Genomic DNA, 19,027 nt, shown 5'->3' on the forward strand with positions numbered 1-19,027 from the left:
CTGAAGTCTCCCCTACAAGTCTCCCCTACAACACAGCAATACACGCAGCACCCACCACACCACCCCGCAGCAATCGCCATACCCACCGCATTCATCAAAGGAGGAAACACCGAATGCAACCCTGGATGCAAATTTACGACCCGCTGGGCAACCTCTGGTTGTCCTCGCTGGTCGCCGCACTGCCGATCATCTTCTTCTTCGTGGCCCTCGCGGTGCTGCGCATGAAGGGGCACGTTGCCGGCACCATCACCGTCGCCATCTCGCTGGCGGTGGCCATCTTCTTCTACAAGATGCCGGTGGAAATGGCGCTCGCCTCGGCCGGCTACGGCTTTCTTTACGGCCTGTGGCCGATCGCGTGGATCATCATCGGCGCGGTGTTCCTCTACAAGATCACCGTCAAAACCGGGCAGTTCGACGTCATCCGGGCCTCTGTGGTGTCGATCACCGATGACCAGCGCCTGCAGATGCTGCTCGTCGGCTTCTCGTTCGGCGCATTCCTGGAGGGCGCGGCCGGCTTCGGCGCCCCGGTGGCCATCACCGCCGCGCTGCTGGTGGGCCTGGGCTTCAACCCGCTCTACGCCGCCGGCCTGTGCCTGATCGCCAACACCGCCCCGGTGGCCTTCGGCGCGATGGGCATCCCCATCATCGTCGGCGGCCAGGTGACCGGCATCGACCCCTTCAAGATCGGCCAGATGGCCGGCCGCCAGCTCCCACTGCTGTCGGTGATCGTGCCCTTCTGGCTGGTCGCCATGATGGACGGCTGGCGCGGCATCAAGGAGACCTGGCCCGCCATCCTGGTGGCCGGCCTGAGCTTCGCCGTCACCCAGTTCTTCACCGCCAACTACATCGGACCCGAGCTGCCGGACATCACCTCGGCGCTGGTCAGCCTGATCTGCCTGACGGTCTTCCTTAAGAACTGGAAGCCGAAGCGCATCTTCCGCTTCGACAACCAGCACCACGCCGAAGTGGGCGAGGACAGCCACCACAGCGTTGGCCAGATCATCAAGGCCTGGTCGCCCTTCGTGATCCTGACCATCATGGTCACCATCTGGAGCCTCAAGCCCTTCAAGGCGCTGTTTGCCAAGGACGGCCCGCTGTATTCGCTGGTGTTCCAGTTCCCGGTGCCCATGCTCGACAAGCTGGTCATCAAGATGGAGCCGATCGTCGCCAAGGCCACGCCTTACGCCGCGGTGTACAAGCTCGACATCCTGTCGGCCACCGGCACCGCCATCTTCATCGCCGCCATCATCAGCATGGTCGTGCTGGGCATGCGCACCAGCGACGCCGCCAAGGCGCTCAAGGAGACCGTGGTCGAGCTGAAGCGCCCGATCTACTCCATCGGCATGGTGCTGGCCTTCGCCTTCGTGGCCAACTACTCCGGCCTGTCCGCCACCCTGGCCCTGCTGCTGGCCGGCACCGGCGCGCTGTTCCCGTTCTTCAGCCCCTTCCTGGGCTGGCTGGGCGTGTTCCTCACCGGCTCCGACACTTCGTCGAACGCGCTGTTCTGCTCGCTGCAGGCCACCACGGCGCACCAGGTCGGCGTGTCCGACACCCTGCTGGTGGCGGCCAACACCACCGGCGGCGTCACCGGCAAGATGATCTCGCCGCAGTCCATCGCGGTGGCCTGCGCGGCGGTCGGCCTGGTCGGCAAGGAATCCGACCTGTTCCGCTTCACCGTGAAGCACAGCCTGCTGTTCGCCACCATGGTCGGCATCATCACCACGCTGCAGGCCTACGTGTTCACCTGGATGATCCCCTGATCGTCCGTAGCGTTTCTTCAACGCCGGGGTGAGGCGCCCCGGGGGAGCCTTGACGGCGGCCGCGCAAACGGCCGCCGTTTTTTTGCGCGGGCAACCCCCGACAGCCGCATTTCCGCACGCGGGCCGCGCACCGAGGCTTGCGGAACGCCAGCCAGTTCAGCCAGTCTACGGCACACTCCGACACAGAATCGGCGCTACCGGGCAAGCACTCCCCGGCGACACGTCACCCACATTCCCCCGCGTGGCCGCCCACGTCCAAGACCAGCTCCTCAACTGCATCGACCTGCTCCTCGATGCGGTGTTTCTCGTCGACGCCGACGGGCGCGTCAAGTATGTCAACGCTGCCTGCGAACGCATCTTCGGCTACACGCCAGACGAGCTGATCGGCTGCAAGCTGATCGACCTTGTGCTGCCGGAGGAGCGCGCCAGAACCCTCGAGGAGGCCGCCCGGATCATGGCCGGCCAGCCGCGGGTCGGCTTCGTGAACCGCTACCGGCACAAGGACGGCCGGCCGGTGCACATCATGTGGTCGGCGCGCTGGTCAGAGGCCGACCAGCTGCGCATCGGCGTCGCCCGCGACGTGACCGCGCAGCAGCGCTCGGAGGCCATGCAGGCCGCCACCTACGCGGTGTCCGAGGCGGCCCACGACGCCGTCGACCTCGACACCCTCTTCCCCACCATCCACGCCATCATCGCCCAGCTGGTGCCGGTGGCCGGGCTGGTGGTGGCCACCTGCAACGGCGAGCCCGAGGCGCTCCACTTTCCCTACGGGCGGGACCACCGCGGCCAGCCCCTCGTCGTCGATGAAGCGCTGGCGCACCGCCACTGCAAGGACGTCATCGCCGCCCGCCGGGGGCTGCTGCTGCCAGGAGCGGCCCTCGCCCCGACGCAAGGTGGCGCCGACGCGGGAGGCTTCTGGCTGGTCGTGCCCCTCGTCGACCAGACCGCCCCCATCGGCGCCGTGATGCTCAAGGCCCCCGCCGACACCCAGTATTCCGACAAGGACCGGGAGCTCCTCGGCTTCGTCTCGGCCCAGGTCGCCACCGCCATCGAGCGCAGCCGCCTGAAGGCCGAGCTCCTCCGCGCGGCCCGCTACGACGAGCTCACCGGCCTGCCCAACCGGCGCCTCTTCCACGACCGGATCGACACCGCGCTGGCCCGCAGCCGGCGCAAGCACGGCCGCGTGGCCCTGCTCTACATCGACATCGACGACTTCAAGGCCGTCAACGACCGCCTCGGCCACGACGCCGGCGACCTGCTGCTCCAGGAGATCGCCCGCCGGCTCGAGCGCTGCGTGCGCAAGGCCGACACCGTAGCCCGCCTGGGGAGCGACGAGTTCGTGGTGATCCTCGAGGACATCCACGGCCCCGACGATGCCACCGCCGTGGCCGACAAGATCCACCACAGCCTGCTGCAGCCTACCGCGATAGCCGGCCACGCCCTTAACACCCAGGCCAGCATCGGCATCGCCCTCCACCCGTGCGACGGAGACGACGCCGACAGCCTCATCAGGCACGCCGACCAGCGCATGTACCGGCGCAAGGCCCGCAACTGAACGCAGGGGGCAGTCAGGGCTCCTGCCCGGGGCCCGGACCGCCCCCAACCCGTCGGGTCAGACTGGACCCACCTCCCACCCGCCACCTCCCACCCAATTTCATCGCCATAAAATTTTATGGCGATGACAACTCCACTCAAAGCACAGAGATGTACAATTAGACAGTACCCATCCAGACACGCTCGCCGCCCGAGGCATGCCCATGAAGGATTACCCCAGAGCACCGCGGCTCCTCTGCCGGAGCTCCACCGTCCTCAGCAGCAGCGCGCTGCCCAAGCGGGTCGATGTTCCCTGCGAGCACGTGGGCGCCTGCATCGTGGTGCACGGTGTGAACGATGTGGGCGTAGGCTTCCAGGCCGTTGAAGCGGGCCTCTGCGAGGGCCTCGCCGAGCGCATGAAGTGGTTCCCGGACCAGCCCAACCACACCTCGCCCTACACGCCGGCTCGCTACCGGATGCCGACCACCGCCGACGCCCGCCGGCTCGAGGACGACCCGGACGCGGTCTTCTACAAGCGCCAGCTGGGCGCCGACACCCACAGCCCGGTCATTCCGTTCTACTGGGGCTACCGCGACATCCCCGACGAGTCCACCGCGCCCCGCAACGGCCAGAACGTCGACACCCACGGCAACCGCCTCGACAAGGACCGCAGCAAGGGCGGCGGCCCCTTCGCCAACGCCACCTCCAACCTGGTGGACATGTGGAACCGCGGCGCCCCGTCGATGGGCGGCCTCATCGACTTCTTCAGCGGCGATCCGATCCGCCCCGTGCTCAACGGCCCGGGCCGCATGTATTTCGTGCTCGCTGCCCAGCGCCTCGCCGCCCTGGTGCGCATGATCCGCAAGTACGACGCCAACGACACCGTCAACATCGTCGCCCACAGCCAGGGCTGCCTCATCGCCCTGCTGGCCCAGGCCTTCCTGATGGAAGAGGGCCACCCCACCGCCGACACCCTGGTGCTCACCCATCCGCCCTACGGCCTGGAGACCACGCCCCTCGGCCACTTCAGCACGGGCGCCGGCGAGGACGAGGCCATGAAAGCCTTCTACGCGGGCATCGACGGCATGCAGACCGTCCGTGCCCGCCTGGACACCCTCGTCAACATCGTCAAGGGCGTCGCCGAACGCCGCCGGGAGGGCTGGAGCCCGCAGGAGCTCGCCCACCTGAAATCCAGCGGCATCCACAGCACCGCCTGGAAACCCGGCGAGGACCGGGACAACCGGGGCAAGGTGTACCTTTATTTCTGCCCCGAGGACATGACGGTCGCCCTGCGCAATGTCGAGGGAATCGGCTGGCAGGGCGTGCCCGACCAGCTCACCGGCTTGCGCCCGCCTCTCAGGGGCGAGATCGTGCAAGACATCGGGCAGCTTCAGGTTGAACACAGGCCCCTGCAGGCGCTCGGCCCCACCTTCCTGCAGCGGGTGTTCACCCGCAAGATACGCGAAGTGGACGGCCAGCAGACGACGTTCAAGGTCGGCCTCACGCCTCGCCATTTCACCCTTCGCCTGGAAGGCGAAAATGACCAGAGCCACGTGCGCGACGACATCACCAGCCTGCGCATGAACCTGCCCGAGATGAGCCACAGCAGCCCCACCAGCCCGGCAGGTCGGCGCTTCATCAACGGCGAAGCGCTGCGCGAGCCCCACACCGCCGACCTCTACGCCGGAGCCCTGTCGCCCGACCCGAAGGCCGAGCTCGCCAAGCTCGAGGCCGTCGACCCCATCGACGCCGCCGTCGCCGTGAGCCGCGACCGCGGCATCAAGCAGGTCCACGAGACCATCCCGGACCCACGGCCAGCCCCAGCCCGGCCGGCCGGCTACTACGACGACCCCACCTGGCAGAGCCTGGGCCGCAACCAGCTGGCCGATGTCCAGGCCCTGCTGAACAAGGGCAAGGCCGAGGGCGACCAGATCAAGCTGAGCTACGCCGGCACCCGCGCCGGCCGAAAGCTGTTCATCACTCGCCCCGAAACCCCCAACGAGGCCCGCCTGCGCCACCAGCAGAGCACCAGCTCCCGCTCCTTCCACAGCGCCATCTGGGCCAGCAAGGCCAACCACACCAAGGTCACCGCCTACGACATCGCAATCGGCCAGGGGCGGGCAGTATCGGACAAGGATTTCTACGCCTACCTGTGCGCGGTGGCGGACTGGAGGTTGAAGGATCCGGCACCGAACGAAAAAAATCGCCCGGGCATACTGACGTGGCGGAAATTTGAGGGAAGACATGCCCAGTACTTCGACTGCGAACCGCCCGAGATTCAAGAGATCGTCAGAGGGAACTGCGACTACTACTCCACCGGGGTGATGCCCGCCTGCGTGCCCACCATCGACAGACGCCCGCCCGCCGTGGTCGCCGAAACCACCACCGGCCGCACCATCCCCATCACCCCGCGGGACGCGAAGAAGACATGATGACGAAACCGAGCGCGGTGCGCGGCGAGCCCGGTCGGTGGCGCCGGGCGGTATGGATGGCCGGCCTGTTCGTCGTGGCACTGGCCGGCTGGACCCTTTATCTGATACAGATGGACGCCACCGTCTTCAACGATCCCGAGGCAAGCGAGATGCAGAAATGGACGACATGGGTTGGAGTACCGCTTGCAGGCCTGCTGCTGGTCTTGCTCTCCCAATGGGGCCTCACCGCGTTCGCCACATCCCGCGGAGAAGCGAAAGCCGAGGCCCGCAACTCGGCGGCGCAGCACAACGCAGCGAGCCTGGCCGGGCAAGACCCCAGGCACTATGTGCTCGAAGTCATTGGCCTGGGCGTGTCCCTCGACAAGCACCGCCAAGGCAGGCTGTGGGACGCGCTGCGGCAGGGCGCCCCCTTCACCACGATTCGTGAGCAAGATCCACGGAAGTATCCATATACGGCCGATGACAAGATGGATATCGAAGGCGGTGCCGATGCTTCAGCCCTCGAGAACGGCATCCGCGGCCTGCCCATGTACTGGCCCGCCCCATCCTTCTACGCCACCGAACCCTCCACGGACCCCGAGCGTCCCCCTTCCGACACGGACCCCGTCATCGGGGTGGTAGCCGGCACCGACAGCAACGGCCTGGGGCAGACACTCTTCATCCCGGCCGGCTACACGCTCTCGGACCACCCAGATCGGATGCTGGAGCAAGCCTTCGCCTTCTTCGACGCCCATCCCGACCTGCCCTATCTGGTGGTGGCCGCCAACGACGGGCTGTATTTCCGCCACCTGAACCGCCCGAAGGGCGCCCCGCCCCTCGTTCGCGACGGCCACTACATCCCCGAAATGCCGGGCTCCTCCGCCCTGTTCGTGCTCGCCCGCCGCGAGCGGGTCGAAGCGCTGCGCCCCTTCGCCTTCGACGACACCGACCGGGACGTGCTGGGCCGCGAGCAGAACCGCACCGGCCTCGCGCGGCGCCTCTTTCTCACCCATCTGCGGCTCTCCCGACAGCTCGGCCAGGCGATGGGCGACGTGCGCGGCATGAAGGTCTCGAGCCGTTGGCCCACCGTCCCCGAATGGCTCGCCGCCGCCAAGGCCTTCGCCCAACGCCCTGACGTCGTCGGCTCCAAAAGCGTCTCGCTGCTCGATGTGGCGGACGACGTGGTGCACGTACCCAAGGGCTACGTACCCAGCCCCTGGTTCCCCATCCCCTGGAACAGGGATCAGCTCGAGACCTTCGACCGCCTGCCGACCCTCGGCTACCTGCACCGCCCCACCTACATCAAACTCACCGATGCAGACGGCCAGCCCCTCGCTCGCCGCAGCGAGCGCATCGCAGCCCTCGTCAAAGGCTGGAACCAGGCCCTCGAAACACTCCCCGAAGCCCAGCGCAAAGCCGCCCTCAAGCGCGTCATCAGCAGCACCGGCGGCAGCACCGACACGCTTGTCGAGCTCACCGCCCTCCTCGACGCCCAGGCCGAGGCCGGCGGGCCGGCGCTTCACCTCGACAAACCCCGCGAGTGGATCAACCTCGAGCCCCGCCTCGGCAACACCGGCTCGGCCAGCTGGTTCATGGGCATGGCGATCGGCGTGATGGGCAGCTACATCGACGGCGGCGTCAGCGCCGCGATCAACCTGCGCAACGACCGCGAGGCCAGCCTCATCTTCATCAGCCCGCCCCCACCCGAGAAGATCGAACAGCAAGGCCGCGGCGTCTTCAAGAACCAGGTCACCCCGGCCATCGACCCGGCCAACTATCGCTAGGGGCCTGCGCGGCAGAGGCCAGAAATCGGTGAGGCCACATCGCGGGGCGTGTCGGGCCAGCCAGACTCAAGGTATGACGAGCCGGAATCGGGATACACCGGCCGAGATCCCGCGGCGCGAGATGCGGCTGAGGGCCGTTGCATCGGCGCGCCCCCAGGTCGGGCAGCAGCGTCCGCCCCCACCGCACTGTGTTGCGCGCACCCCCCGGCATCCGGGCGATCCGCTTCGCGCCCCAACCCGACGGCCCCTACCAGACAATGGTCGTGACCGCCTCGAAATCCAGCACCCTATGCGCTCCGCAAACCACACGGCACACAGGATTCACCTTGCTGTGCTTCGTTTCCGCTAACTGTCGCGAACAAGGCGGTCAATCTACGGCGTCGCCTGGCCCCCCTGCCCTGTCAGCCCGGCCAACACCTCCTCCACCTCGGCAAACAACGGCCGCGCCGCCGGGTCCGGCGCCAGGCAGCGCCGGGCCAGCTGCGCCAGCGCGACGCCAGGGTCGGGCGGGCAGTGCCCGGCCAGCTCCTCCAGCAGGCAGCCGAAGGCGCGCAGCTCGATGCGCTCCAGCGCCGCGGCGAGTTGTGGCTCGCCCGGCGGCACAAAGGAGGCGGCGCCGAAATCCCCCAGCAGCACGCGGCCGTCCTGGTGGTACAGGATGTTGTGGGCGTAGAGGTCACCATGGTTGATGCCCCGGGCGTGCAGCTGGCGCGCCGCCGAGGCGATGCCGCGGGCGATGCCCAGGGCCTGGGCCGGGCTGAGGACGGAGCCGGCGGGGTACACGTCGCGGGTGCATGAATCCAGGCTGGGCGGCCCGGCGAGGCTGCGGAAGGCCGGCTCGATCAGTTCCATCACCAGGCCCTGGCGCGCCTCCGGGTGGCCGGCAAGCTGGCCGAGGATGGGGATCAGGCTGGGGTGCGCGCCGGCCCCCAGGCAGGCCGCCAGCTCGTCCTCGGGCAGGCCGTCGCTGGTGACGGCGCCCTTGAAGAGCTTCACCGCCACGTCGCGCCGTGCCCCGCCGTCCCGCCACGCCGCCCGGTGGATCACCCCGGAGGCGCCCTGCCCCAGCACCTCGCCCAGCTCCAGCGCGTCCCAGGCGAAGGGGTGGCTGCGCCCTTCCGCCTGCCAGGCGGCGTCCACCGCCGCGCAGAAGGGGTTGCCGGCATAGGCCAGCCAGGCCAGGCGCGGCAGCGTCGGCAGCCAGTCGGGCAAGGCGGTGAGGCGGTTGGCGGCGAGGCGCAGGAGCTCGAGCCCGGTGCACGCCGCCATCTCGGGGGGCAGGCTGGCCAGCCGGTTGCCAGCCAGGGCCAGCTTCTGCAGGCGCGTGCAGCGGCCGATGGCGGCCGGCAGCGCCTCGATGCGGTTCTCGGTGAGGATCAGCCAGCGCAGCCCCGGCGGCAGCGAGGCCTCGGGCACGCTGCGGATGCCGCAGCCACGAAAGCCCACCATCTCCAGGCTGGGGCAGGCCCCGAGCACCTCGGGCAGGGCCTCGAAGGGGCTGCCCGAACAGAACAGGATGCGCAGCCGCGTGAGGCGCGGTAGATCGTCGGGCAGCCGGGTAAAGGCGTTGCCGGCCAGGTCGAGCACCTCGAGGGTATCGGCCAGCGCGAAGATCTCGCGGGGGAACTCGGTGAGGCCGGCGGCCAGCTTGAGGTGGCGGGTGCCCGCCAAGCGGCCGGCCCGCAGGTCTTCCAGGGAATGCATGGTGGGGTACGGGTGGGGAAAACCCGGGATGCTAGCCGGATTCCCCGCGCGCCTCCATCGGCGATGCACGCAGGGCCGATGAAGGCGGCACGCTGGGGGGCATTTTCAGGGCCATGCCAGCGGTGTAACTGAAAGCCCTGACAAGCGGGCGCCTGTTGTCGACCGCTGCAGAGACTGCATCGGGACGCCTTGCGCTGCGCGCCAGGAAGCACCAGGCCATCGGCCTTTTGCAGATGCGAATTCATTCGCACTCAGTCGGTAAAACCGATGCAACCCCCTCCAATCTGGCCTCCGCGTGCGAATGAATTCGCAGGGCGCATCGACGGGGCGACGCACCTGCCCGGACACGGACGCCGGCGCCTGTTCATCCACCCCCACCAACAGGCGCCGGCGGCCAGGCCGGGTCGGCGGCGGGCAGAAAACCCCGGATGCCCGCCTCCACGTGGCCGGCCGCCTCCAGGGCGGCGGCGAGGGCACCCACCTGCGCCCACCGCGCCGGCCCACGCAGCGCGGCTTCGGCGAGCCGGGCCGCGTGGGCGAACTCGGCCGGATCGCCGAGCAGCGCGGCCAGCGCCCGGGCCTTGGCGCCATCCCCTGGCCCGGCCTCCACCGTGGCCTGTGCTGCCTCGCCGCGAAAGATCCGCTCGGCCAGCGGCCCGGCCAGCAGGCCGGCCATCTGGGCGCGGATGTCGCGCCGCTGGCGCGGGCCAAGGGCCTCGACGAGGGCCTGCCCTTCGGGGCTCTCGAGCACCTTCGCATAGCCGCTGCCGTCGGGGCTCAGGGCGCCCTCGCTCATCAGCCAGCGCAGCAGCTGGCGGGGCAGCACCAGCTCGGCCTTCACGCACAGGCCCCACAGGTCGGAGCAGGTGCGCCCGTTGCTGCTGGGCGTGCGCCATTCGGTGGCCCCCTCCGGCGCCACCGCCACCCGCGTCACCGCCACGCCGCCCAGCGCAAACACCACCGCATGGCCGGCCTCGTGGAAACAGGTGGCACGCCGCTCGACGCAGCTCAAGGCTTGCATGGCGCAGCCCTACAGGTAACGCAGCCGCGAATTGCGCTCGAGGCGCTGGGCAAACTTGGGGAAATCCAACCCGGTGCGGGCCCGCAGCGCCTTGGCCTGGTTGGCGATCTCGCGCCAGCGGGGGGCGAAGGCGGGGTTCTTGAAGGCCAGCACGATGTCGTTGCCATCGGGCAGCGACAGGCTGAGCACCCGCTCGTCGAAAGCCTCGCCGATCATCGCCATGTGCTCGCCCCGGTCGGCCTTGTCGCCGGCCAGGTTGGCCACCATGATGCCGCGCCCGGAGAGCGCATTGTGCACGCTCCAGTAAAAGCCGACCGAGCTCACCGAGCCGGACAGGCCGTGCCGGTCGAAGGCGTCCATCATGATCACGTCGGGTTTGTCGCCGGCCGCGCCGAGGGCCTGAACGTGGTCGGCGCCGTCGCCCTGGATCACCGTGAGGCGGGCGTCGTCGGGGGGCAGCTCGAATTCGTCGCGGAAGGCGATCACGTCCGGGTCGATCTCGACCACCGTGATCCGCGCCGAGCCCACGTGGCGCCAGCAGAACTTGGCCAGCGAACCGCCGCCCAGGCCGAGCATGAAGATTTGCTGGGGCCGGGCCAGGAACAGCAGGAAGCTCATCATCGCCTGGGTGTAGTCGAGCTCGAGGGCAAAGGGCTCTTTCAGGCTCATCGTGCTCTGGATCAGCGACAGCGAAAAATGCAGCGTGCGGGTGCTGCCGTCGTCGATCACGAAGGGCCGGTCGTATTCGCCCGAAACCACCTTGCGCAGCACGGCCTGGCTGTCGCAGTCGGCCGGCTCGAGGAGGCGGATGGTGTCGGAATCCGAAAAAAAGGGGCTGGGCAGCACGAGGACGGGGGCGGCTTCGGAGCGGGACACGGACGGCTTTCAAAGGGGTGGCGGCGAGGGGCCGATTGTACGTCGGCCCGGCGGGGGCGCGAATCGCAGTGGCCTTTGATAAGCCGTCACTAAAGTTTGACGCGCCCCCGCCGTTTCAGCATGGGCGATCACAATCGGCACACGACGCGGCTCCCCAAGGTCGCTGCAGACGGGTGTAGGGCAGCCCATTATTCGAGACGGACAAAACGACCATGACCATCAAGCAACGCCTCCTGCTCCTCGTCGGGGCAGCCATCCTCAGCCTGCTGGCGCTGACCGCCATCAATTATCAACAGATGAACAAGGTCTACGACGCGGCCAACTACGCCAACGTCAACGTGGTCCCCAGCATCGAGGCGCTGAACACCGTCGCCATCGAGTTCGGGCGGGAGCGGGTACTCGTGTTCCGGCACCTCATGGCCACCGAACCCAAGGAACGTGAAGAAGCCGAGAAGACCATCCAGGAGACGCGCGCCAGGATCGAAAAGGCCTTCAAGGACTATGAACCCCTCGTCGCCAACGATGAGGACAGGCGCCTGCTCGACGCGGAGCGCAAGGCCTTCGACGAATACAGGAAGGGCGTCGACGGGCTGCTGGCCCTGTCCCGTGCCCAGCAGACCGAGGAGGTCAAGCAGGCGCTCAAGCAACTCGGCCCCAAGGCGGTCGCCTTCAACGAGCAGCTCAGCGCCCACATGGACTTCAACAAGGAGCTCGGCGCAAAAGCCGCCGCCGAAGGCGCCGCCACCCGCGACTCGGCGAGCCTCGTCTCCATCGGCATCCTGGTCGCCGCCGCCGCGGTGCTGGGCATCTTCAGCTTCGTCACCGTCCGCAGCATCGCCGCCCGCCTCGGCGAAGCCAACGCCCTCGCCTCACGTATCGCCGGCGGCGACCTGCGCAGCGACGCGGCCCGCAGCCAGGCCCGCGACGAGGTCGGCCAGCTGCTCGATGCCCTCGACACGATGCGCAGCCAGCTGGCCCGCACCATCGGCGAGATCGTGGCCTGCTCGAACAACGTGGCAAGCTCGGCCGCGCAGCTGTCCACCACCGCCCAGCAGGTCTCGGTGAGCACCGAACAGCAATCCGGCTCCACTGCCGCCGCCGCCGCTGCGGTCGAGGAGCTCACCGTGAGCATCGACCACGTCAGCACCAGCGCGGAGGAAGCCAACCACCGGGCCGCCCAGGCCGGTGGCCAGGCCATCGACAGCGGCAAGGGCGTCGAAGCGGCCGCCGGCAAGATCGGCCAGGTTTCCACGCAGGTCGAGAACACCGCCGGGCAGATCCAGACCCTCTCCGAGCAGGTCCGCCAGATCGACCGGATCACCGTGGTGATCCGCGAGGTGGCCGACCAGACCAACCTGCTCGCCCTCAATGCCGCCATCGAAGCCGCCCGCGCCGGCGAGCAGGGCCGCGGCTTCGCGGTGGTGGCCGACGAGGTGCGCAAGCTCGCCGAGCGCACCACCAGCTCGGTGCAGGAGATCAGCACCGTGATCAGCACCATCCAGCAGGGCGCCGAGGCGGCAGTGGGCAGCATGCAATCCAGCCGCGCGCTGGTCGGCGAGGTCGTCGAGGCGGCCAACAAGGCCAGCGCGTCGATGGGCGGCATCTGCGACTCCGCCCACACCATGCAGACCACTATCGAGAACATCACCGACGCCCTGCGCGAGCAGCGCGGCGCCTCCACCGAACTGGCCCGCAACGTCGAGGCCATCGCCCAGATGTCCGAGGAAAACTCCGCCGCCGTCGCCTCGGTGGCGAGCACCGCCCACAACCTCGTGAGCGTGTCGGACACCCTGCGGGCCAGCGTCTCGAGCTTCCGGGTGTAAGAACCAGCCGCTTCTCCGGCCCGCCATGGGCCCGGGGACGTCCGGCCTGCGACACTATGCCGCACCAATTTGGTGCGGTTTTTTACGCCATGTCAAACACGCCGGCAGGCTTCGCTCTTAAGGTAGCGCCCACTTGCAAACCAGGGAGCTACACCCATGAAGCACCGCACCTCGCGCCACCTCGCGCTACGGCCCCTCGCCATCGCCGCCGCCATCGCCGGCACCTCTGCAGCCTTCGCCCAGGAGGCCGCCACCCTCGGCCAGGTCGTCGTGACCGCCCCGGCGATGGACGCGCCGCTCACCGTCACCACCGACCCCCGCGCCCCGCGCCAGCCCGTGCCGGCCCATGACGGCGCCGACTACCTCAAGAACATCCCCGGCTTCTCGGTGATCCGCAAGGGCGGCACCGACGGCGACCCGGTGTTCCGCGGCATGGCCGCCTCGCGCCTGGGGATCCTGCTCGACGGCGAGATGATCCTCGGCGGCTGCGGCATGCGCATGGACCCGCCCACCGCCTACGTCTTCCCCGAGGCCTTCGACAAGATCACCGTGCTGAAGGGCCCGCAGACCGTCAAGTACGGCCCCGGCAACAGCGCCGGCGTGGTGCTCTTCGAGCGCGCCCCCAAGGTACGCACCGGCTTCTCGAGCTACCTGGACGCCAGCGCACTGGTGGGCAACTTCGGGCGCAACGACCAGGTGCTGGAAGCCGGGGTCGGCAACGAAAAGTACTATGCCGAGATCACCGGCACCCACTCCCACGCCCAGGACTACCGCGACGGCTCCGGCCGCCAGGTGCACTCGGCCTACGACCGCTGGAGCACCAGCGGCGCCATCGGCCTGACCCCCGACAAGGACACCCGCCTCGAGCTCACCTTCACCAAGAGCGACGGCAAGGCCGCCTATGCCGACCGCACGATGGACGGCGTCAAGTTCGACCGGGGCAACGTGGGCCTCAAGTTCGAGAAAGCCCGCATCAGCCCGCTCGTCGCCAAGCTGGAGGCGCAGGTCTACTACAACTACGTGGACCACGTGATGGACAACTACAGCCTGCGACCGCAGCCGGGCATGAGGATGGTCAATAACCCCGACCGCGAGACCAAGGGCGGCCGTGTCGCCGCCACGCTCGACCTCACTCCGCGCACCCGCCTCGAGACCGGCATCGACTTCCAGACCAACGAGCACACCCTGCGCAAGGCCAGCGGCGCCGCCGTGGCCGGCTACGAGAGCCTCGCCCGCAGCCCCGACATGCGCTTCTTCACCTGGGGCCTGTTCGGCGAGCTCAGCCACGAGCTCAACGCCGCCAACCGCCTGATCGGCGGCCTGCGGGTGGACTTCACCAAGGCCCAGGACCAGCGCAGCGGCCGCAGCACGTCCGGCGTCACCGACGACGACACGCTGAAGGCCGGCTTCCTGCGCTGGGAGAACGCCTTCGCCCCCACCACCACGCTCTACGCCGGCCTCGGCCACACCGAGCGCGCAGCCGACTACTGGGAGCGCACCAAGTCGCCGGCCGCCACCTCGATGACCGCCCTCGGCACGGCCAGCACCTTCCTGGTCAAGCCCGAACAGACCACCCAGCTCGACGCCGGCACGATCTACGCCGCCGGCCCGCTGCGGGCGTCTGCCTCGCTGTTCTACGCCAGGCACAAGGACTTCATCCAGATCCGCCAGATCAACATGTTCGCCACCGACGCCCTCAACGTCGACGCCACCACCTACGGCGCCGAGGCTGACATCAGCTACGCCCTGGGCCGCTTCTGGAAGACCTACGGCACCCTGGCCTGGACCCACGGCGAGAACGACAGCACCAACAAACCCCTGTCGCAGATCGCCCCGCTGGAGGGCCGCCTCGGCGCCGGCTACGACGACAAGGTGTGGAGCGCCGGCGCGCTGCTGCGCCTGGTCCAGGGCCAGAAGCGCTTCGACCAGGGCTATGGCAACATCGTCGGCCAGGACATCGGCGCCTCCTCCGGCTTCGCCATCGTCTCGCTCAACGCCGGCTGGCGGCCGAAGAAGGGCACCCTGATCTCCGCCGGGGTCGACAACCTCTTCGACCAGACCTACGCCGAGTTCATCAGCCGCAGCGGCGCCATGATCGGCGGCTTCACCCAGACCACCCGGGTGAACGAACCCGGCCGCACCCTCTGGCTGAAGGCCAACATCGCGCTGTAAGCCTGCGCGGCAAGGCACAACGGGGGCCTACGGGCCCCCGTGTCACGTGGCCCCCGCAGCGCATGTGGCTGGAGGCCACCCCACCACCCGCGCTATCCTGACCGGCACCGTCTCCCCCTCAAGGACAAACCCTATGAAACGCCCAAGCCTGCTGCTGGCCGGCCTGCTCCTCTCCCTGAACGCCAACGCCGGGGAGGTACAGGTAGCCGTGGCGGCCAACTTCACCGCGCCGATGCAGAGAATCGCCGCCGAGTTCGAGAAGGATTCCGGCCACAAGGCCACGCTGATGTCCGGCGCGACGGGCAAGTTCTACGCCCAGATCAGCCACGGCGCGCCGTTTGAGGTTTTCCTGTCCGCCGACGACGAGACCCCGGCACGGCTTGAGAAGGACGGCCTCGCCGTGGCCGGCAGCCGCTTCACCTACGCCACCGGCCGCCTCGTGCTGTGGTCGCCCCGGGAAGGCTACGTGGATGACAAGGGTGAGGTGCTGAAGAAGGGCGACTTCAAACACCTCGCCATCGCCAACCCGCGGACGGCCCCCTATGGCGCCACGGCGCTCCAGGTGCTCGACAAGCTGGGCCTGCAGCCGGCCCTGACGCCCCGCTTCGTACAGGGCGAGAACATCGCGCAGACCCACTCTTTCGTCGTGTCGGGCAACGCCGAGCTGGGGTTTGTGGCGCTGGCCCAGGTTTACAAGGACGGCCGGCTCGGCGCCGGCTCGGCCTGGATCGTGCCGGCAAGCCTCCACGCGCCGATCCGCCAGGACGCGGTGCTGCTCGCCAGGGGTGCTTCCAACCCTGCCGCCGCGGCCTTGCTCGCGTATCTCAGGGGCGACAAGGCACGCGGCATCATCAAGTCCTTCGGCTACGAGATCTGAGCGCCCCCAGGGCCGGGCTCCGCCCAGCCCGCCCCCCGTGGGGGGCAAGGAAACTTGGGGCGGCCCTGCGTTTCCTTGAGAGCCCCGCCGGGCAGCTCACCCCAGCAGCGCAACCGCCTTGACCTGCGCCCACACCCCGCGCCCCACCTGAAGATCGAGCACGCGGCGGGAGCGCCCGGTGATGCGGGCGAGGAGCGGCGTCGCGCCCACGTAAAGCTGCACCAGCACCTGCCCCGGCGTGTCGGTCGCCGCGATGGCGCTGACCGTGGCCCGGAAGACATTGAGGATGCTGCTGGCCTGGGGCTTGTCCAGCGCGAGGCTGACGTCGCGGGCATGAATGCGGCAACGCAGGCGGTGGCCGATGGCTTCCGGGCGGCGCGCGACCAGAATGCTGCCGCCAGCAAAGTCGAGCCGCGTCAGGTCGTCGGCCTCATGGGCGGCGACCACGGCTGCCACGACCACGCCGGCATCGTCGGCGAAGGCCGGCGGCAGATCGGCGCGGGCCAGGGTTTCGGTGAGAGGCCCGCTCGCCACGACACTGCCGGCGTCGAGCAGCACCAGGTGGTCGGCCAGCCGGGCGACCTCGTCCGGGGCATGGCTGACGTAGATGATGGGGATCGCCAACTCGTCGTGGAGGCGCTCGAGGTAGGGCAGGATCTCGAGCTTGCGCTTGAGGTCGAGGGCCGCCAGCGGCTCGTCCATCAACAGCAGCCGGGGTGCCGTGAGCAACGCCCGGGCGATCGCCACGCGCTGCCGCTCGCCCCCCGACAGGCTCGCCGGCCGGCGCCCCAGCAGGCTGCCGATGCCGAGCAGCCCGGCCACCTCGGCCGGCCGGAAGCGCCGCTCGGCTTCCGGGATGCGCCGGCGCCCGAACTCGAGGTTGCCCTCGACGCTCAGGTGATCGAAGAGGCTGGCCTCCTGGAACACGTAGCCCAGCGGCCGCAGGTGGGTCGGCACGAAGAGGCCGCGGCGCTCGTCCTGCCACACCTCGTCGCCCAGCGCGAAGTAGCCGCCAGGCGCGCGCTCGAGGCCAGCGATGGCCCGCAGCAGGGTGGTCTTGCCCGAGCCCGAGTGGCCGAACAGCGCCGTCACGCCCTGCCCCGGCAGGCTGAGGTCCACATCGAGCCGAAAGCCGCTGCGCTCGATACCAAAGCTCGCGCGGATCCCGCTCATCGCGCGCCCCCCCTCGCCGCCTGCGGCTTGAGGGTGTAGAGCAGGAGCAGCACCAGGAAGCTGAACACCACCATGCAGCCCGCCAGCCAGTGGCTGCGGGCGTATTCGAGCGCCTCGACGTGGTCGTAGATCTGCACCGACACCACCCGCGTCTCGTCGGGGATGTTGCCGCCAATCATCAGCACCACGCCGAACTCGCCCACCGTGTGGGCAAAGGCCAGGACCGCGCCGGACATGAAGCCCGGCCGTGCCAGCGGCACGACCACCGACCAGAAAGTGTCCCAGGGGCTCGCCCGGAGCGTCGCCGCCACCTCGAGGGGCCGCTCGCCGATGGCCTCGAAGGCGTTCTGCAACGGCTGGACCATGAACGGCAGCGAGTAGAACACCGACGCAATGACCAGCCCCGGGAACGTGAAGGGCAGAAGGCCCAGGCCGAGCGCTTCGGTAAGCCGCCCGACCGGCCCGTGAGGGCCCATCGCCAGGAGCAGATAGAAGCCGAGCACGGTGGGCGGCAGGACCAGGGGCAGCGCCACCACCGCCCCGACGACGCCCTTCAGCCGCGAGCGCGTGCGCGCCAGCCACCAGGCGACCGGCGTGCCGGCGACAAGCAGCAGCAGCGTCACGACGCTGGCCAGCTTGAGGGTCAGCCAAATGGCACCGAGGTCGCTGGAGTCCATGCCTTAACCCTGCAAACGGCCGTCGGGCGCACCCGATGGCGCATTCGGGCGGGTACCAGATGCAACGAAAACGCCCCCCGGGAACACCTCGATGCGGCGCACCCACCCCTCGGGCCGGCAGCCGGAGCGCCCGGGACGGCCCGGCGCGGCTTGGCCGCAAGACCCCTTGCCCATACCCTCCAGGCCAACCGCCGTCACCGTGCGCAACGGAAATTTCCGCCACAAGTTCTTCATGCAGTCCTCAATCCTGGCCCAGGTCGCTCGCGCCGCGCCGGCCATCGGCCGGTACGGATACCCGACCGTATGTTAGCAAGCCCACGGGCCAGGCCGGCATGGGCTGCGTCAATAGCTGCCCCCTATCGGAATCAGAAGATCATTCAACTGGCTCAGGGCATGGGAGCGCTTTCATACTGGCTCCCGTCAGTCACGCGAACACCGGCGGAAGCACCGCAGTTTCGGGTACCCGCTCATGCGCCCCGCCGAAGGCGCCCACGAAGGCCGGGGCCTGCCCCGCCGATCACCAGAAAGGACCGGCATCATGCCCCCGAGCCCCTGCCACCCCGCAACAGCCGCCATCGCCCCCCGGGTCTCGGGCCTGCTCGAGCGGGCCGGCCGCCACGGACTGTTCCTGCTGGGTGGCCTCAGCTTCGCCACCGGCACCCTCGGCCTCGTCGTGCCGCTCTTGCCGACCACGATCTTCTGGATCATCGCCGCCTGGGCCTGGAGCAAGAGCTGCCCGCGCCTGCAGCAGCGCCTTTACGCCCTGCCGGGCGCCGGGCCCCATGTAAAGAGCTGGATCGAAGACGGCACGATCAGCCGCCGCGGCAAGCTCTTCGCGGTCGGTGGGCTGCTGTTCGGCCTGGCGATGACCGCCCTCGCCCTCCACGACCAAGCGCTAATCCTCACCGCCGCGAGCCTGCCCCAACTGGCAGCCGTGCTCTTCGTGGCAAGCCGGAGGGAAGGTAGTGGGTAGTGGGTAGTGGGTAGTGGGTAGTGGGTAGTGGGTAGTGGGTAGTGGGTAGGGCACCTCGATTAACCCGAGGTTTTCAGTAAATCCCACCGCGCAACGATGATCGCGACCGAATCGGGTTCAATCTCGTCGGCAAATCACTGCCTTCTTCGCCGGTCTCGCCCCTTTTTTGCCTCGAATCGCCTCCGGCAGCGGCGATTCGGCCCATTTCGGGCTTCAGAAAGCCTTGATTCCGGCCTTCTGGAA

General features: G+C 68.9%; 13 protein-coding genes. 8 read left to right on the plus strand and 5 right to left on the minus strand.

From position 1 onward, the window contains the following. The first annotated feature begins 113 nt into the window (after positions 1-113). From lldP to ZRA01_RS17145, 4 genes are all read left to right on the plus strand, one after another. Complete coding sequence (lldP, locus tag ZRA01_RS17130) at positions 114-1,760, plus strand: L-lactate permease (RefSeq protein WP_141354468.1); 1,647 nt, start codon at positions 114-116, stop codon at positions 1,758-1,760. 241 nt (positions 1,761-2,001) lie between these two features. Next, positions 2,002-3,315, plus strand: coding sequence for a diguanylate cyclase domain-containing protein (locus tag ZRA01_RS17135; RefSeq protein WP_141354470.1), 1,314 nt, complete (start codon positions 2,002-2,004; stop codon positions 3,313-3,315). A 202-nt stretch (positions 3,316-3,517) separates the two neighbouring features. Further along, entirely contained in the window at positions 3,518-5,725 is a 2,208-nt protein-coding gene (locus tag ZRA01_RS17140; protein WP_141354471.1) for a T6SS effector phospholipase Tle3 domain-containing protein, read from the plus strand. Further along, positions 5,722-7,488 (plus strand): type VI lipase adapter Tla3 domain-containing protein, encoded by a 1,767-nt coding sequence (locus ZRA01_RS17145; RefSeq protein WP_141354473.1) that lies wholly within the window; start codon positions 5,722-5,724, stop codon positions 7,486-7,488. The genes ZRA01_RS17140 and ZRA01_RS17145 overlap by 4 nt, the downstream gene beginning before the upstream one ends. Positions 7,489-7,860: 372 nt before the next feature. On the opposite strand, the gene ZRA01_RS17150 is transcribed toward ZRA01_RS17145, so the two are convergent. The 3 genes from ZRA01_RS17150 to ZRA01_RS17160 all read right to left on the minus strand — a co-directional run bounded on the left by ZRA01_RS17150 (position 7,861) and on the right by ZRA01_RS17160 (position 11,089). Continuing rightward, entirely contained in the window at positions 7,861-9,192 is a 1,332-nt protein-coding gene (locus tag ZRA01_RS17150; protein WP_141354475.1) for a leucine-rich repeat-containing protein kinase family protein, read from the minus strand. 364 nt (positions 9,193-9,556) lie between these two features. Further along, the gene (locus ZRA01_RS17155) at positions 9,557-10,213 is read right to left on the minus strand and encodes a hypothetical protein (RefSeq protein ID WP_141354476.1); all 657 of its coding nucleotides are present in this window, start codon (positions 10,211-10,213) and stop codon (positions 9,557-9,559) included. Positions 10,214-10,222: 9 nt separating this feature from the next. Next, complete coding sequence (locus ZRA01_RS17160; RefSeq protein ID WP_141354478.1) at positions 10,223-11,089, minus strand: spermine/spermidine synthase domain-containing protein; 867 nt, start codon at positions 11,087-11,089, stop codon at positions 10,223-10,225. Between the two features lie 212 nt (positions 11,090-11,301). On the opposite strand from ZRA01_RS17160, the gene ZRA01_RS17165 reads away from it, so the two are divergent. The 3 genes from ZRA01_RS17165 (at position 11,302) to modA (ending at position 15,961) form a co-directional block, all read left to right on the plus strand. Then, positions 11,302-12,912, plus strand: coding sequence for a methyl-accepting chemotaxis protein (locus ZRA01_RS17165; RefSeq protein WP_141354480.1), 1,611 nt, complete (start codon positions 11,302-11,304; stop codon positions 12,910-12,912). Positions 12,913-13,068: 156 nt separating this feature from the next. After that, positions 13,069-15,084, plus strand: coding sequence for a TonB-dependent copper receptor (locus tag ZRA01_RS17170; protein WP_141354482.1), 2,016 nt, complete (start codon positions 13,069-13,071; stop codon positions 15,082-15,084). A 133-nt stretch (positions 15,085-15,217) separates the two neighbouring features. After that, complete coding sequence (gene modA, locus ZRA01_RS17175) at positions 15,218-15,961, plus strand: molybdate ABC transporter substrate-binding protein (protein WP_141354484.1); 744 nt, start codon at positions 15,218-15,220, stop codon at positions 15,959-15,961. Between the two features lie 96 nt (positions 15,962-16,057). Here modA and modC read toward each other — a convergent pair whose 3' ends face one another. Both modC and modB read right to left on the minus strand, forming a co-directional pair. Then, the gene (gene modC, locus ZRA01_RS17180) at positions 16,058-17,134 is read right to left on the minus strand and encodes a molybdenum ABC transporter ATP-binding protein (protein WP_141354486.1); all 1,077 of its coding nucleotides are present in this window, start codon (positions 17,132-17,134) and stop codon (positions 16,058-16,060) included. Beyond that, positions 17,131-17,811, minus strand: coding sequence for a molybdate ABC transporter permease subunit (modB, locus tag ZRA01_RS17185; protein ID WP_141354488.1), 681 nt, complete (start codon positions 17,809-17,811; stop codon positions 17,131-17,133). The genes modC and modB overlap by 4 nt, the downstream gene beginning before the upstream one ends. 538 nt (positions 17,812-18,349) lie before the next feature. Here modB and ZRA01_RS17190 point away from each other — a divergent pair. Beyond that, on the plus strand, positions 18,350-18,784 hold the full coding sequence (locus ZRA01_RS17190; protein ID WP_170183012.1) for a YbaN family protein: 435 nt from the start codon (positions 18,350-18,352) through the stop codon (positions 18,782-18,784). Positions 18,785-19,027: the final 243 nt, after the last annotated feature.

This window comes from Zoogloea ramigera (genome assembly GCF_006539865.1).
In the GTDB taxonomy this organism is placed as follows: domain Bacteria; phylum Pseudomonadota; class Gammaproteobacteria; order Burkholderiales; family Rhodocyclaceae; genus Zoogloea; species Zoogloea ramigera.

What these genes read in the sequence shown, in the direction of transcription:
- lldP (WP_141354468.1), top strand. Translation starts at nt 114, where the DNA reads ATGCAACCCTGGATGCAAATTTACGACCCGCTGGGCAACCTCTGGTTG.
- ZRA01_RS17140 (WP_141354471.1), top strand. Translation starts at nt 3,518, where the DNA reads ATGAAGGATTACCCCAGAGCACCGCGGCTCCTCTGCCGGAGCTCCACC.
- ZRA01_RS17145 (WP_141354473.1), top strand. Translation starts at nt 5,722, where the DNA reads ATGATGACGAAACCGAGCGCGGTGCGCGGCGAGCCCGGTCGGTGGCGC.
- ZRA01_RS17150 (WP_141354475.1), bottom strand. Translation starts at nt 9,192, where the DNA reads ATGCATTCCCTGGAAGACCTGCGGGCCGGCCGCTTGGCGGGCACCCGC.
- ZRA01_RS17155 (WP_141354476.1), bottom strand. Translation starts at nt 10,213, where the DNA reads ATGCAAGCCTTGAGCTGCGTCGAGCGGCGTGCCACCTGTTTCCACGAG.
- ZRA01_RS17165 (WP_141354480.1), top strand. Translation starts at nt 11,302, where the DNA reads ATGACCATCAAGCAACGCCTCCTGCTCCTCGTCGGGGCAGCCATCCTC.
- ZRA01_RS17170 (WP_141354482.1), top strand. Translation starts at nt 13,069, where the DNA reads ATGAAGCACCGCACCTCGCGCCACCTCGCGCTACGGCCCCTCGCCATC.
- modA (WP_141354484.1), top strand. Translation starts at nt 15,218, where the DNA reads ATGAAACGCCCAAGCCTGCTGCTGGCCGGCCTGCTCCTCTCCCTGAAC.
- modC (WP_141354486.1), bottom strand. Translation starts at nt 17,134, where the DNA reads ATGAGCGGGATCCGCGCGAGCTTTGGTATCGAGCGCAGCGGCTTTCGG.
- modB (WP_141354488.1), bottom strand. Translation starts at nt 17,811, where the DNA reads ATGGACTCCAGCGACCTCGGTGCCATTTGGCTGACCCTCAAGCTGGCC.
- ZRA01_RS17190 (WP_170183012.1), top strand. Translation starts at nt 18,350, where the DNA reads ATGCCCCCGAGCCCCTGCCACCCCGCAACAGCCGCCATCGCCCCCCGG.